Source organism: Pseudomonas sp. P8_241 (assembly GCF_034008315.1).
Classification (GTDB): Bacteria; Pseudomonadota; Gammaproteobacteria; order Pseudomonadales; family Pseudomonadaceae; genus Aquipseudomonas.
The window spans coordinates 691,765-706,698 of the sequence record NZ_CP125377.1; the positions used below are offsets into that span (position 1 = coordinate 691,765).

At 59.8% G+C, this 14,934-nt stretch carries 14 protein-coding genes; 6 read left to right on the top strand and 8 right to left on the bottom strand.

The genetic code is table 11. The features are described 5' to 3' along the window. The first annotated feature begins 126 nt into the window (after positions 1-126). The gene (locus QMK58_RS03055) at positions 127-840 is read left to right on the top strand and encodes a membrane integrity-associated transporter subunit PqiC (RefSeq protein ID WP_053153637.1); all 714 of its coding nucleotides are present in this window, start codon (positions 127-129) and stop codon (positions 838-840) included. A gap of 257 nt (positions 841-1,097) precedes the next feature. Here the strand turns inward: QMK58_RS03055 and QMK58_RS03060 are convergent, their stop codons facing one another. After that, the gene (locus QMK58_RS03060; protein WP_053153640.1) at positions 1,098-2,627 is read right to left on the bottom strand and encodes an AhpA/YtjB family protein; all 1,530 of its coding nucleotides are present in this window, start codon (positions 2,625-2,627) and stop codon (positions 1,098-1,100) included. Positions 2,628-2,762: 135 nt separating this feature from the next. On the opposite strand from QMK58_RS03060, the gene serB reads away from it, so the two are divergent. Then, positions 2,763-3,977 carry a phosphoserine phosphatase SerB gene (gene serB / locus QMK58_RS03065; RefSeq protein WP_034148725.1) on the top strand — a complete coding sequence of 405 codons (1,215 nt, stop codon included), beginning with the start codon at positions 2,763-2,765 and terminating at the stop codon, positions 3,975-3,977. A 95-nt stretch (positions 3,978-4,072) separates the two neighbouring features. Here serB and asd read toward each other — a convergent pair whose 3' ends face one another. From asd to QMK58_RS03080, 3 genes are read right to left on the bottom strand one after another with little or no spacing between them, the layout of a single operon-like run. Further along, positions 4,073-4,933 (bottom strand): archaetidylserine decarboxylase, encoded by an 861-nt coding sequence (gene asd / locus QMK58_RS03070; protein ID WP_053153643.1) that lies wholly within the window; start codon positions 4,931-4,933, stop codon positions 4,073-4,075. A gap of 18 nt (positions 4,934-4,951) precedes the next feature. Beyond that, the gene (rhdA, locus tag QMK58_RS03075; RefSeq protein WP_053153646.1) at positions 4,952-5,767 is read right to left on the bottom strand and encodes a thiosulfate sulfurtransferase; all 816 of its coding nucleotides are present in this window, start codon (positions 5,765-5,767) and stop codon (positions 4,952-4,954) included. 41 nt (positions 5,768-5,808) lie between these two features. Beyond that, on the bottom strand, positions 5,809-7,347 hold the full coding sequence (locus tag QMK58_RS03080) for an HDOD domain-containing protein (protein ID WP_320395856.1): 1,539 nt from the start codon (positions 7,345-7,347) through the stop codon (positions 5,809-5,811). A gap of 166 nt (positions 7,348-7,513) precedes the next feature. Here QMK58_RS03080 and motA point away from each other — a divergent pair, with 166 nt between their 5' ends. Both motA and motB read left to right on the top strand, forming a co-directional pair. Next, positions 7,514-8,365, top strand: a complete 852-nt coding sequence (gene motA, locus QMK58_RS03085; RefSeq protein ID WP_053153652.1) for a flagellar motor stator protein MotA — start codon at positions 7,514-7,516, stop codon at positions 8,363-8,365. A gap of 3 nt (positions 8,366-8,368) precedes the next feature. Further along, positions 8,369-9,415 carry a flagellar motor protein MotB gene (gene motB / locus QMK58_RS03090; protein ID WP_053153655.1) on the top strand — a complete coding sequence of 349 codons (1,047 nt, stop codon included), beginning with the start codon at positions 8,369-8,371 and terminating at the stop codon, positions 9,413-9,415. A 204-nt stretch (positions 9,416-9,619) separates the two neighbouring features. On the opposite strand, the gene QMK58_RS03095 is transcribed toward motB, so the two are convergent. The 3 genes from QMK58_RS03095 to rsgA all read right to left on the bottom strand — a co-directional run bounded on the left by QMK58_RS03095 (position 9,620) and on the right by rsgA (position 12,438). Then, complete coding sequence (locus QMK58_RS03095) at positions 9,620-10,111, bottom strand: toll/interleukin-1 receptor domain-containing protein (protein WP_053153658.1); 492 nt, start codon at positions 10,109-10,111, stop codon at positions 9,620-9,622. After that, positions 10,111-11,070 (bottom strand): caspase family protein, encoded by a 960-nt coding sequence (locus QMK58_RS03100; RefSeq protein ID WP_053153660.1) that lies wholly within the window; start codon positions 11,068-11,070, stop codon positions 10,111-10,113. Before QMK58_RS03100 ends, QMK58_RS03095 begins: the two co-directional genes overlap by 1 nt. Positions 11,071-11,406: 336 nt before the next feature. Next, a complete protein-coding gene (gene rsgA / locus QMK58_RS03105) occupies positions 11,407-12,438 on the bottom strand; it encodes a small ribosomal subunit biogenesis GTPase RsgA (RefSeq protein ID WP_053153662.1) in 1,032 nt (343 codons plus the stop codon). A gap of 107 nt (positions 12,439-12,545) precedes the next feature. Here rsgA and orn point away from each other — a divergent pair, with 107 nt between their 5' ends. Continuing rightward, on the top strand, positions 12,546-13,088 hold the full coding sequence (orn, locus tag QMK58_RS03110) for an oligoribonuclease (protein ID WP_053153665.1): 543 nt from the start codon (positions 12,546-12,548) through the stop codon (positions 13,086-13,088). Positions 13,089-13,242: 154 nt separating this feature from the next. Beyond that, the gene (locus QMK58_RS03115; RefSeq protein WP_053153668.1) at positions 13,243-13,854 is read left to right on the top strand and encodes a trimeric intracellular cation channel family protein; all 612 of its coding nucleotides are present in this window, start codon (positions 13,243-13,245) and stop codon (positions 13,852-13,854) included. On the opposite strand, the gene queG is transcribed toward QMK58_RS03115, so the two are convergent. After that, positions 13,836-14,915 carry a tRNA epoxyqueuosine(34) reductase QueG gene (queG, locus tag QMK58_RS03120; RefSeq protein ID WP_053153670.1) on the bottom strand — a complete coding sequence of 360 codons (1,080 nt, stop codon included), beginning with the start codon at positions 14,913-14,915 and terminating at the stop codon, positions 13,836-13,838. The genes QMK58_RS03115 and queG overlap by 19 nt on opposite strands. Between the last annotated feature and the right edge of the window lie 19 nt (positions 14,916-14,934).

Consider the following 14,934-nt stretch of genomic DNA (forward strand, 5'->3'; position numbering starts at 1 on the left):
CGCTGGAGTCGGAGCGCATATTCACGGATGATATGCCCTTTCAAGCGCCGGCGTGGCCGAGCGTTCTTCATATTTATTGAGTATTTTCACTGTGATCAGCCTTGTGGCGGTCACCTGGATGGGACGATGACTGCTCTGCGCCTTCCTTTTTTACTGATGCTCGCTGGGGTTCTTGGCCTGGCGGGTTGCAGCGTTCACCAGCCGGTGTCGTTGTATCAACTGGACAGCGGAAGTCCGGTTCAGCCTGCGCAAAGCGCGGGCATGGCGGTTTTGTTGGGCCCGGTAACCGTGGCTGACTACCTTCAACGCGAAACCCTGTTGCAGCGCCAGCCCGATGGCAGCCTGCAAGCAGCGACGGATGGTCGTTGGGCGGGCAGCCTGTCTTCTGACATCGACCAACTGCTGTTGCGGCAGGTCGCGGGCCACCTCGACAGCCAGCGTGTGGTGTTGGCCCCGGCCACCGTTGGCTTCACCCCGGATGTTCAAGTACTGCTGACCATCACGCGTCTGGACTCGGGTGAAAAGCAACCGGCGATCCTTGATGCGCAATGGCGCCTGATTGACCGTCGGGGACAGGTGCGTGACAACCGCATCATTCATCTGCAGGAGCTGCACGCGGGCACCACGGCTGCACAGGTTCAGGCTCAGGGTGTGTTGTTGCAAAAGCTGGCCGAACAGCTGTCAGTCGCGCTCAAGCCGCTGGCCAATCAGCCGCCAATCGCCGAGGCGCCGCGTAAACCGGCAGCCAAGCCTGTCGCCCCGGCAGCGGAGCAGGAAAAACAGCCGAAAATCCCTATGGCTGCGCCTATCCGGACGGATATGGAAGTGTTCCGCTTCTAAGCCTGGATGGTTTCTGAACAAGGCCCGCATTGATGCGGGCCTTGTTGTTTCTGCGGGTTGAATCTCGGGTGCCAGCCTTGGCGCCATCGCGAGCAAGCTCGCTCCTACATTGGATCTGTGTCGTTCGCAAATCCCCTGTAGGAGCGAGCTTGCTCGCGATGAGGCCGGAATAGGCATTAAAAAGCCCGCAGGTGATCGCTCATCTGCGGGCTTCAATGTTTAAGGGCTCAATCGCTGCCTTCGGCAGCGCCTACCGCTTAAGCTCGACGGTCATGCATTCGCGCCAGTTGCCGTTCAAGCATCGACGGATACGGCTCCATCAACCGCTCCACACAACATGCGCCTTCAGGGCTGGCAATCGGCCGGATCCGTGCACGCTGGCGAATCAGCGCATCGTCACTGATCTTGCGCTCAACCAACAACAGGTTGCGGCTGTGCTGCGACAGGGCCAGTGCGTCCTGGGCGGGGTCGGTCAGCAGCAAGTCAATCTGGCTCAAACCGCACAGTTCCTCACCGAGGGTCAGGCCCAGTTGCAATTGCAGGGTGATCCCGCTGTCGGCGACCTCGATTTGCAATTGATGGCCCAGCGCTCTCAGCAGCTCACCGCAGCAGATCGCGTTGGTCAGATAGTCGTCGCCGCAGTCTTCAGTGTGGAACAGCATCAAGGTGCTGCCATCGTTCAAGGTCTGCACTTCGCCCTGATACAAAGAAGCCGCCTGGTCCAGGCAGTCACGATAACGCTTGAGCAGCTCTTCGAGTCGGGCACGCGGCAAACGTCGAAGTTGTTCCTGGGAACCCAGTTGTACGGCCAGTACGGCGCTGTGCTGCGGCACGTTGGACACCGTAGGTTTGGCGACAGGTTTGGCTGCGCTGTCCGTCGAGTCATCGAGCAAGTCGGCAAAGGCATCGTCGTCTTCATCGTCTTCGACGGTGCTGACAACGCGCCGTGGAGCAGCCTTCATCGCGGCCATCGGGCGGCTTTCATCGAAACTTGGATCGCGCAGGTTGCGTACTTCGAAACCCGGTTCGGCATCGTCGTCATCGCTGTCGTCGAGCTCGGGGTCAGGCTCGGGCACGGGCTCCGGCTCGGCGGGTTCCGGCGCGAAACTCGCGTGAAGCTGGCGCGCCAGGTCGCCGATCTCGTCATTACGCTCGGTGGCCGGGGTGTGTTCGTCGATATTGCGCAGCCACACCCGCAGTTGGAGCAGTGGCGTGGAGAGGTAGCGGCCCATGCGCAGGCTCAAGGCCAGTGACAAGGCCAGCAGGATCGCACTCAGAATGCCCATGCTTTGCAGGCTGATGGTCATCGGCTGCTGGAACTGATCCATGTCCAGGCTGATGCGCAATTGCCCGGCAGTCACGTCCTGAAAGGTGATCTTGCTTTGGTAGATGCCCTCGGCTTCGCCCAACAGGCCGTGTTTAGGGCGCTGACCGGCTTCGGCGAGGATGCGGTTATCCATGCTGTAGATGGCCGCGTGGGCCACCAGCTTGTTCTTGGTCAGGTTGTTGAGCAGCACGTTGAGACTGAGGATGTCGTTGGACACCAATAGCTCGGTGGCCGAGGTGGCCGTCTGCGTGGTCAGGCTTTCGCCCAGCGCATCCGCCTGCTCGTGCATGGCCTGCTTGAACTGCAAACCCATCACACCGGCGTAGATGACCAGGGCCAGAGCGACCAGGATCACGTTATGGCTGGCGATGCGCAATGCAATCGGTACACGGCGGTGGCGCAGTGCCCGGAAGATCAGCAGAAAGAAGTTATCGGTTTTTACTGGCGTGGGCCGGTTCACTTGAGCTCGGCTCTTTTGTCCGTGAAGTTGACGCGCAGTATAGCGACAGGCCTTAGGCCGTCAAAGCGCTCACGGTGCCCGATGGTCACTGAAAGTGGGTAGAATGCGGTTTTTTTCCACCTGCGGGGGTGCGCCTTGCGCGAAATCGTCCTGATAAACATCACGGGAGTCGACCGTCCGGGTCTGACTGCGGCCATTACCGGTGTTCTGGCCCAGGGTGGTGTGAACATTCTCGACATTGGCCAGGCGGTGATCCACGACACCTTGTCGTTCGGCATCCTGGTCGAAATTCCCGACACCGAACAAGGCAAGTCCGTGCTCAAGGACATCCTGTTCAAGGGTTATGAACTCGATCAACAGGTTCGTTTCACGCCGGTGTCCGAAGAGGATTACCAGCAGTGGGTCGGCAATCAAGGCAAGAAGCGCCACATTGTGACCCTGTTGACCCGCAAGGTAACGGCCGGTCAATTGCAGGCTGTCAGTTCGATCACTGCCAAATATGGTCTGAACATCGACCATATTGATCGCCTGTCCGGACGCATGCCGCTAGACACTCCGGCCGACAAGGGCAAGGGTTGCATCGAGTTTTCCGTGCGTGGCGAGGCGGCAGATCCGCAAGCGTTGCGGGCCGAATTCCTCAGCGTCGCCCAGGAATTGAACGTCGACATCGCCTTCCAGGAAGATTCGCTGTTTCGTCGCAACCGTCGTCTGGCGGTGTTCGATATGGACTCGACCCTGATCGAAGCTGAAGTCATCGATGAGCTGGCCAAAGCGGCGGGTGTCGGCGACAAGGTGTCGGAAATTACCGAGCGGGCGATGGCGGGCGAACTGGATTTCCGTGCCAGCTTCAAAGAGCGTCTGGCTTTGCTCAAGGGGCTGGATGTCGGCGTGCTGGATTCCATCGGCGCATCGCTGCGTCTGACTGAAGGCGCTGAAACGCTGTTCGCTGAACTCAAACGCCTGGGTTACAAGACCGCCATTTTGTCGGGCGGTTTTACCTACTTCGCCAAGCAATTGCAGGCCAAGCTGGGGATCGACTATGTGTTCGCCAATGAACTGGAAGTGGTCGATGGCAAAGTCACCGGTGTGGCGATAGAGCCGATTGTCGATGCGCAGCGTAAAGCTGATTTGCTGAAAGAGCTGGCACACAAGGAAGGGTTGCGTCTGGAGCAGACCATTGCGGTCGGCGACGGTGCGAACGATTTGCCGATGCTGGCGATTGCCGGGTTGGGCGTGGCGTTCCGTGCCAAACCGCTGGTCAAGCAGTCGGCCAAGCAAGCCATTTCGACTCTGGGTCTGGATGGTGTGTTGTATCTGCTGGGCTTTCGCGACCGCGACGGGCAGCTGTAACCCGTAAATCCACTGTAGGAGCCGGCTTGCTGGCGATGGCGTCCTCAAGGGCCCCATCGCCAGCAAGCCGGCTCCTACAGGTTCAGCGCATGGGTTTATGCTTTTGGCGAACCCATGCCCTGGCCCATCTGCACCGCAGTCCCGGCGGTCATTTCTTCAGCCCACTTCACTTGATCCGGCCCGAATAGCACGACAGCGGTCGAACCCAATTTGAAGCGACCCAGCTCCGCACCTTTTTCCAGGTGGATCGGCGCACGTGCAGCTTCGTCGTAGCGGAAGGTTTTCAGCTCGCGCTTCGGCGGCGTCACCAGGCCGGCCCAGACGGTTTCGATCGAGGCAACGATCATCGCACCCACCAGCACCACGGCCATCGGCCCGCGCTCGGTATCGAAAATGCACGCCACTCGCTCATTGCGGGCAAACAGTTCCGGGACGTTTTCAGCCGTGGTCTGGTTGACCGAGAACAGACGGCCCGGGATATAGACCATTTCGCGCAGAGTGCCGGCCAGGGGCATGTGCACGCGGTGGTAGTCCTTCGGCGACAGGTAAATAGTCGCGAAATCGCCGCCCATGAACGGCGCAGCATTGGCGGTGTCGCCCCCCAGCAGTTCCAGCACGCTGAAGCTGTGGCCTTTGGCCTGGAACACGCGACCGTGTTCGATCGGGCCCAGTTGGCTGATGGCACCATCGGCCGGGCTAAGGATTGCGCCCGGCGTTTCGTCCAGTGGACGCGCGCCGTCTTTCAAGGCACGGGTGAAAAACGCATTGAAGTGCTCGTAGGCGGTCAGGTCTTCGACCAGTGCCTGGGACATATCCACCTCATAGCGCTTGGCAAACCATGCGGTAAAGGCATTTTTGAACCAGCGCACGCGGCATTCGGCGATGCAGCCAGCCAGTCGCGAGAGCAGGTTATGGGGCAGCAGGTACTGGCTGAGGATAAACAGACGCTTGTTCATTAACGGTCCTTAAAAATCTTAAACTTCTACAGGGGTATCGGGATGGTTGCCCCATTCGCCCCAAGAGCCGGCGTAGCCCTTGACCCGCGGATAACCGAGAGCCTTGGCCACCAGATAGGTGAAGCCAGAACGGTGGTGAGTCTGGCAGTGGGTAATCACTTCTTTGTCAGGTGTAATGCCGAGCTGTTCGAGAATCTGCGGCATGTCCGTGCGGATGCGCAGCTGACGCGACTGATCCATGCCGGCGGTCCATTCGAAATTGACCGCGCCAGGTATGTGCCCGCCCTTGGCCGCCAGGACTTTCTCTCCGGAGTACTCCAGCGGCCCGCGTGCATCCCAGATTGCCAGGTCGGCGGCGCCGAGACGGCTTTGCAGGTATTCGCGGGTGGCCGTGGGTTCGTCGTGCAGGGTCAACGCAACCGGACCGCCAACGGGGGCCGGGACCTGGATCGACATTGGCGACCCTTCAGCCAGCCAGGCGGGCAGTCCGCCGTCGAGGTAGTGGTATTTGCTGTGGCCAATGACGTCCAGGAGCCAGATAAAACGCCCGGCCCAACCGCCGCCTTCGTCGTCATAAACAACGTAGACCGCATCGCGATTGTGCCCCAACTCACCAAACAGGGTTTCGAGTGCCGCGTGCGCTGGCATCAGGCCCGGCGCAGGTGGCTGGCCGAGTTGCGTGCGCTTGGGGTCGACGAAGCGCGCGCCGGGAATATGCCCTGCGGTGTAGCGGGCGCTGCTGGTCAGGTCGACCAGAATCAGTTCGCGGGCGTCGAGGCGGGCGAGCAAGTCGCTCGGTTCGATCACCAGCGGCAAGCCAGAGAAGTCAGACATGTGAGGTCTCCAGAGCACAAAAGGGGGGATTGTAACGCAGCTTATTGGCCACGGTGGCTAAAGCTGTGCAGTGCTTTTTCGATGCATTGCGCGGTTTTGCCGAAGGCCTGGACCGTGGTTTCCGAAAACGGCCCACCGCCCTGGTCCGCCACGATGATCATGATCACCCGGCCATTATTGATTAACGAGCGCAGCAACAAATGTTCACCGCTAAATTGTGCGCGCAGGCTGTTGGGCAGCAAGGCTGAGAATTGCGCATTGTTGACCGGTGTCAGGCGCACCTGGGCCTGTTGCGCGAGCAGACGCTGCAACACGGTGCTTTGGCTGACCACAAAATTCAGCCCGGCTGCTTCTTTGGGCAGTCCTACTGTCTGGTGCACGCGCAAATTGGCGTGGCTGCGGTCGGCCATCAAAATCATCCCCCGACGCATGCCGCATGCCTCCAGCGCGTCCCGTGCAGCGATGGTCAAATGCATGGCATTGGTGAAACGACTGGGCTCGACCAGCAGCTCGGCGCATTGTTTGCGCCACTTCGCCAGATTTTCGACGCTGGGTGCCGCCGCCGGCAGTAAACCGGCGTGAACACGGTGAGTGTCCCACGGCCAGATCAGCGATTCGGCGGGGTGCCAGAGATCGGGCATCGCGTGATGACGGGCGCTGTTGGCAGCCTGTTGATGCAACTGCTGCTGGACTTCGTCGATCGGCATTTGCAGGTAAAGGCTGGTCAGGTATTGCCAACGCTCACTGTGCGGACTGTCCCAGGCGTGTTGCGCCGACAGCGCCAGGCCATTGGCCAGCAACACAGTGTTGGCCGGCTGATTGAGCCAGCGACGCAGGGTCGGATCGTCATCGAGGCGGTTTTGCTGGCGCAGTGGGTGCTCGCTGTCGCGGGCGATGCGCAAGACTTTCACGAGTTCCCGCTGCTCGGTCAGCAACAGCCGATAGCCTTGCTGGACCCAGATTGGCAGGCGCCAGACTTCAACCAGCGCCTGGCCGATTTCCAGCAGACGCATGCCAAACAGTTGCTTCTCGACGCTGGACGCCGACTCGCCTTTGTGGATGACCCGCAGCTCCCAGTCTTCGAGCAATTTCGGATGTGTCAGCGCCAAGGGCCATAGCGGTGAAAGAAACAGCAGGCTGCCCCAATGGATGTCCTGCCACAGTCGCGCCAGGCGACTGGCAAAAAAGCCGTTGGCCTGTTGCGTGGCGTGCTGGCTGATCATCTGCAGTTGACGCAAGGCCCTCGGAATATCGGACTGCGACTGGGTGGGCAGGCGTCTGAGCAGTTCTTCGGTGCGCTTCAAACCGAGGCGGTTGATAGCGACCTCAAGGTTTTCCGCAGGTTCGGTCATGCCGCCATGGGTGTGCCGGTTGGCTTCGCGAATCACGCTCAGGGCCAGGGCCGGGCTGTCCTGTATCAAGTCGGCGATATCGCGCAGCGAGCGGCGATCATCGTTGATGGCCTTGCGAACTCGGTCGTGGCTCGCCTGTGGAACCGGAAGGCGCACGCCATCCAGAAGCTTGACCCAGCCTTCGAGTGTGGTCGGTTTTGGTGCTGGAACGTTCGTTTCATTAGCCATGATTGAAGGCGATCATCGTCAACATTCCCTAAGCCCGGAGTGGGTCAAATTGGCTTTTCGCCTGAACTGGCTATAGTCTGGCGCAGTTTTGCCGATAAGTAGAAGAAGAGATTTTTTAACTTCCGAATATGACCTTGAACCCGACTCAGTAAGTACTCTCCTACCTATGGCTAAAATAATCGGCATCATCGTCGTATTCGCGAGCGTGCTCGGCGGATACGTGCTCTCCCACGGCAAGATTGCCGCCCTGATCCAGCCTTTCGAGGTGATGATTATCGGCGGTGCGGCCCTCGGCGCATTTCTGCAAGCCAACCCCGGTTACATGACGATGCACGTGCTCAAGAAATCCCTGAGCATGTTCAGTTCGCGTTTCAACCACGCCTTCTATCTTGAAGTGCTGGGCCTGATCTACGAGATCCTCAACAAAAGCCGCCGCGAAGGCATGATGGCCATCGAGGGGGACATCGAAGATGCCGCCGCGAGCCCGATCTTTGCCAAGTACCCAACGGTCCTCAAGGACGAGCGCATGACCGCGTTCATTTGCGATTACCTGCGCATCATGTCCTCCGGCAACATGGCGCCCCATGAGCTGGAAGGCCTGTTCGACATGGAGTTGTACAGCCTCAAGGAAGACCTGGAGCATCCGTCCCACGCGGTGAACGGCATCGCCGACGCCATGCCCGGTTTTGGTATCGTCGCGGCGGTATTGGGAATCGTGGTGACCATGGCTTCACTGGGTGAAGGCGATCAGAAGTCCATCGGCCTGCACGTCGGCGCGGCACTGGTCGGTACCTTCTTCGGTATTCTGGCCGCCTACGGTTTCTTCGGCCCGCTGGCCCATTCCCTGGCCCACGATGCCAAAGAAGAACTCAACGTCTACGAAGCTATCAAGGCTTCGCTGGTGGCTTCGGCTTCCGGCATGCCGCCATCGCTGGCCGTGGAGTTCGGGCGCAAGGTTCTGTACCCGGCGCACCGCCCTAGCTTCGCCGAGCTTGAACAAGCGGTTCGCGGTCGTTAAGTCATGGAAAACAATCAGCCGATAATCATCAAGCGCGTCAAGCGCTACGCCGGCGGGCATCACGGGGGTGCGTGGAAAATCGCCTTCGCCGACTTCGCGACGGCGATGATGGCGTTCTTCCTGGTGTTATGGCTGCTCTCTACCGCCACGCCGGAACAGAAGATCGCCATCGCCGGTTACTTCAAGGACCCGATCGGCTTTTCCGAAAGCGGCACGCCGTACATCATCGATCTGGGCGGCACGCCGACCCTGGCGCCGGAAAACACCCTCAACCCCGAGGTGAAGTCCCAGCCGCAGCCGGACAAGGTGACAGTCGACGCCGAGCAGGTCGAAGGTATGGCCGAAATGGTCGAGAAGGAACGCCTCGAATTGCTGCTGCAAGAGTTGCAGAACAAGGTCGAAGAGAATCCGCAGCTGCAGAAATTCAAAGATCAGATCCTGTTCGAGATCACCCAGGACGGCTTGCGTATCCAGATCATGGATGCGGAAAACCGTCCGATGTTCGACTCAGGCTCTGCCCGCTTGAAACCGTACTTCGAAGACATCCTGCTGGCCATGGCCGACACCATCAAAGCGGTGCCGAACAAGATCAGCATCAGCGGTCATACCGATGCCAAGCCTTACACCGGCACCGGTGATTTCGGTAACTGGGAGCTCTCGGCCAACCGTGCCAACGCGGCTCGCCGTGCATTGGTTGCGGGCAGCTATCCGGACTCGCAGGTGGCGCGCGTGGTTGGTTATGCATCGTCGGCGTTGTTTGATCGCGAGAATCCGTTCAACCCGGTCAACCGTCGAATCGACATCGTGGTGCTGACCAAGAAAGCCCAACGTGCAATCGAAGGTTCGCAAGGGGCGGAGCCGGCATCCGGGACGCCGCAAGGTTCTGCTGCACCAGGCGCAGCGCCGGCCACGCCGGTCGACCCGAACGCGCTGCCGGCGGACAAGGAACCGTTGCCGGCTCACGAAGTACGTGAGCGTCTTAACCTGTTCGACGACCCGGCGCCAAAGCCGGGTGATCCCGTCCAAACGGCAGAGCCGCCGAAGCAGTGACCGACAAAAAAGCCGACAGCGATGTCGGTTTTTTTATGCGGCTTTCTAGGTTAGGGGCACGCCCCCCGTAGGCGCCGGCTTGCTGGCGATGGTCGTCAACGATAACGCGTGCGGTCTGGATGCCCCCGGCGTATCTGAATCCATCGCCAGCAAGCCGGCTCCTACAGATGTTGGGCGCAAGAAACCCGAAGGGTTGGGGTGACGTCAGAACCCGCGGATGATTCGCGACTTGAGGTCGGCATGAAAGCGATCCGCATTGGATTTGTTGACGCTACGCACCGACTCGCTACCGGTCACCGACTCCAGCGACATCGAGCGCTTGAGCGTTGATTCGTTGCGATAAGCATCAATAAAGAACTCAATATCTTTGTCGCAGGTCAACTTCGGCCACTTTTCCAGGTACAGCGGAAGTTCTGCCGGACCGGTCTTGAACGAGCAGATGCGCCGGTTGGTGATGGTCGCTTCGCCGATTTCGAACGGCACCCACCAGGACCGTGCGGTTTGCTCCGACACCACTGCCAGCAGGTGCGTGCATTCGTTGATGTTGCGGGTAATCACTCCGGTGATGTCGTCGGTGGTCTGGGATTCGGCATCCAGTACGTCGAGGTAGGTCTTGATGTTGGCCTGAATGAGGCGCGTGTTGATGTTGACCGCATGGGCGCGGTCCATGTGGCGGTAGCTGATAAACACTGGCATCAGAAATGTCCCTTGATGGCGAGTTCGCGGTAATAGGCACCGAGCGCGGTGAGACGGCAGCCGGTGGAGTGGATGGCGGCGTAGTACATGTGTTCGGCGTCCACCGGTTCGACCAGGCTGTGGCGGTTGCACTTTTGCAGTTGTGCGAAGACCTCGCCCTGTTCCGGGTTGAACTCGGGTTCGGTGGGCTCAAAGCTGGGGGAGAGGGGGTACACCGACTCCGCTTCGGCAAACCATTCGGGAAGTTTTCGCAGGATTTCCTTGGCGATCAGCGGCGACACTTCGCGCAAGGAAATGAACTGCGAGACGTTGGTTTTGAACACCGGGCGCTGCTCCCAGGCATCGAGGGCATTGTCGACGAAGGAATAGAGGCTGCCTGGGGTGATCTTGCCCAGAATATTCGCCGCACCGCCGTGCAAGGCCTGAAGCAGTAACCCGGTAAACACGCCGTGGTGCGTGCCCTCCATGGCCGGTTCGTCCTTTTTGCAGGCCGTGAGAATCGTCATGCCTTCGCCCACCACGCTGTCCTCACTACGCAAAGCGCGCAGCTCACCAGCCGAGCCACTCTGGCAGCAGTCGAGAATGATCACTTTGTTTTTGATTTTGGTGGCTTTACTTGCCCAATTGAGAATGTCGCTCAGGCGAATTCCGTCCCTGGAAGACTTGTAATCCTGTGGGATCAGCATGCCTTCGTCGTTTTCGTTATCGAAGCTGCCGTGACCGGCGAAGTAGAGGAGCGCGACATTGCATTCGCCGGAAAATAGTTCGCGGATCTGGTCTTCGAGTTTTCCCCGACTCAGGTAATCCTCGGCAGAAGTCAGCACGATGTTCTTGAAGTTTGGATCGCCATTGGCGTCGGTCTTCAATACGCAAGCCATGGCCATGGCGTCGTTGCTGCAACCGCTCAGGTGCGATACATGGGTGTAGTCATTGATGCCGATAAACAGACCCTTACGCATGAACAGGCCGCCGCATGCAGAAATCCCCGTAAGTGAGGTCTGATTGCGCGTCAAGCAAGCGCACGAGGTTGCACTGGGAGTGGGGGCAGGTGCACGAATGGCTGATCAACAAATGGTAGGTTTGCATGAGTGTCCCTCGATGTCGCAGCAGTGCGAAGAGGGTTTGAACTTAGGCAATTTGACGGCAGCCACAAGGGATCGGGGCTTAAACAGAAATGCCCTACAACTACATGTGCAGGTGCCTACAGAAAGGTCTGACGTTCAAGTCGAAGGGGTGGTTGCAGTAGAACCGCCGACCCACTGCCCGGTTGGGTTCCGGGCGGTGGGTGCAGCTGTTTAGTAGCCGTTTTCCGGCAGGCTGGCGATGATCGAGCGGTAGCTGTTCATCCGTTGTTGCTGCACACGGCCATCTTCCAGGGCCTTGAGCAGGGCGCAACCGGGTTCGCGGTCGTGCTTGCAGTCGCGGAAGCGGCAGGTGCCGAGCAGGTCGTTGAATTCGATGAAACCGGCCTCGACATCGGCGCGGCTGACGTGGCCCAGGCCGAATTCGCGGATACCCGGGGAGTCGATCAACTCACCGCCACCGGGGAAGTGGAACAGGCGTGCGGTCGTCGTGGTGTGAGTGCCCTGGCCGGACAGCTCGGACAACGGACCGACACGGGTTTCCACTTCCGGCAGCAGGCTGTTGACCAGCGACGACTTGCCGACGCCGGACTGGCCGACGAACACACTGATGCGCCCGTCCAGTTGCTTCTGCAACTGCTCCATGCCGTTGCCGTGGTGAGCCGACACTTCGAGCACCGGGTAACCGAGGGTGCGGTAAACCGCGAGCAAGGCATTCAGTGCCGGGGCGTTAATTTCGTCGATCAGGTCGAATTTGTTCAGCAGCAACAGCGGCTTGATGCCCGCGTGCTCGGCTGCGACAAGGTAGCGGTCGATCAGGTTGGCGTGAGGCTCGGGCAGTGGCGCGAAGACGATGACGATCATGTCGACGTTGGCCGCCACCGGCTTGAGCTGACCACGGCTGTCCGGGCGACACAGCTCGGTGTTGCGCGGCAGTTGCGCCACGATTACGCCGATGCCCTGGTTGCCAGCGCGCCAGACGACCTGGTCACCGGTCACCAGCGCCGGGAGGTTGGCGCGCAAGTGGCAGCGGAATACCTGGCCAGCCAAGTCGCCATCGCGGGCCTCGACTTCGACCTGCACCCCGAAGTGCGCGATCACCAGGCCGTGCTGTTCCGGGCCCAGGTCGCCGCCCTCAAGCGCCTCGACAGCTGAGGATTCGCGTTTGGCGGCGCGGGCAGCGCGTTCGCCCTGAATCTTTTCGATGCGCCAGTTTTGACGACGATTGAGTTGGCGTTTGGCCATGGGTGTTCCGTATAAAGAATGCAGCGATTAGGTAAAGCGGCCGCGAGTTTAGCACGCCCGGCCACCGGCCTAGGCTAAACTGCGCAGCATTGCCTAGGAGCCGACACATGCAAAATTCGCAGAACCTGATCTGGATCGACCTGGAAATGACCGGTCTGAACCCGGACACCGACGTCATCATCGAAATGGCCACCATCGTCACCGACAGTGAGCTGAACACATTGGCCGAAGGCCCGGTGATTGCCATTCACCACAGCGATGAAGTACTCGCCACCATGGACGAGTGGAACACCCGCACCCACGGCAACTCGGGCCTGACCCAGCGCGTGCGTGACAGTCGCATCAGCATGGCCGAAGCAGAAGCCGAAACCATCGCCTTTCTGGAGAAGTGGGTGCCCAAGGGCAAGTCGCCGATCTGCGGCAACAGCATCTGCCAGGACCGTCGCTTCCTTTATACCCACATGAAATCCCTGGAAAGCTACTTCCACTACCGCAACCTCGACGTGTCCACGCTCAAAGAGCTGGCTGCACGCTGGGCGCCGGACGTGCGTGACAGCTTCAAGAAAGGCAGTACCCATCTGGCGCTGGACGATATCCGCGAGTCTATCGCCGAGTTGCAGCATTACCGCAAGCACTTCATCAAGTTCTAAGCCTGGAATCCGATCTGTAGGAGCCGACTTGCTGGCGATGGCACAATTGAGGACGCCATCGCCAGCAAGCCGGCTCCTGCAAATGATGTCGCCCTCTTTTGGTGCTTGGGTGAAGTGAGTAGACTGCGCGCCTTTTCTGCAAGGACCGCTTCCCATGTTGCTGATGCTCTACCTGATCGCAATCACTGCCGAAGCCATGACCGGTGCCCTGTCTGCCGGGCGTCGTGGCATGGACTGGTTTGGCGTGGTGCTGATTGCTTGCGTCACGGCACTGGGTGGCGGTTCGGTGCGCGATGTCCTGCTCGGCCACTATCCGCTGACCTGGGTCAAACACCCTGAGTATCTGGTCCTGACAAGCATTGCAGCGATGTTCACCGTGTTCACTGCCCGCTGGATGCGTCATCTGCGCTCACTGTTTCTGGTGCTTGATGCCGTTGGTCTGGTGGCATTCACCCTGATCGGCTGCATGACCGCTCTGGAAATGGGACATGGCATGTTGGTCGCATCGGTCAGCGGTGTGATCACAGGCGTGTTCGGCGGCATCCTGCGGGACATTTTCTGCAACGATATCCCGCTGATCTTCCGGCGAGAGCTCTACGCCAGCGTCTCGTTCGCGGCGGCGTGGTGCTACATGCTCTGTCTTTACCTGAACTTGCCGGGCGAACAGGCGATTCTGATCACACTGTTCGGCGGCTTTCTGCTGCGCTTGCTGGCGATCCGCTTCCACTGGGAAATGCCCAAGTTCGTTTACAACGACGAAGCCTGACGTTCGGCATGTTGGCGCAATGCCCATTCGACGTGTTCGCGTACCAGGTCCGACGGATGATCCTGCCGTGCCTTCAACGCCTCGATAACCGGAATCGTTGAAGGCGCATTCCCCAATCCCACTGCCAGGTTGCGCAGCCAGTTCTCATAACCGGTCCGGCGTAGTGGCGAGCCTTCGGTGCTGCTCAGGAATTTTTCTTCATCCCACATGAACAGGTCGGCGAGTTGGGCGTTGTCCAGGTTGTGTCGCGGCTTGAAGTCACTTTCGCCGGTCGGACGTGCAAAACGGTTCCACGGACAGACGATCTGGCAGTCATCGCAACCAAACACTCGGTTGCCGATCAGCGGCCGCAGATCTTCGGGAATGGCACCTTTCAATTCAATGGTCAGGTAGGAAATACAACGCCGGGCGTCCAGCACGTAGGGGGCGACGAAGGCGTTGGTCGGGCAGATGTCGAGGCACGCGCTGCAACGGCCACAGTGTTCGGTGGCATGGGGCGGGTCAACCGGCAGCGGTAAGTCGACGAACAGTTCGGCGAGGAAAAAATAGCTGCCGGCCTTGCGATTCAAGACCAGGGTGTTTTTGCCGATCCAGCCAAGGCCGGCCTGTTCGGCGATAGCCTTTTCCAGCACCGGAGCACTGTCGACGAAGGCGCGATAGCCAAACGGACCGATCTGCCCCTGAATTTTTTCTGCCAATTGTTGCACGCGCTTACGGATTAGCTTGTGATAGTCACGACCCAGGGCATAACGGGAGACGTAGGCCTTTTCCGGTTGGGCTAATACTTTCGCCATTTGGGAGTCGCCGGCCAGGTAGTCCATGCGCAGCGACACCACGCGCAACGTGCCCGGCACCAGCTCTTGCGGATGCGAGCGTTTGCTGCCGTGGGCGCCCATGTAGTCCATCTCGCCGTGGTAGCCGGCGGCGAGCCAGCGCTCCAGGTGCTGCTCATGTTCGGCCAGGTCGAGGCCGCTGATGCCGACTTGCTGGAAACCCAGCTCACGGCCCCAATCCTTGATGGATTGGGCGAGGGCGGGCAGGTCTGGGGTAATTGCGGGCATGAGGCGAGAGAAACCGGAG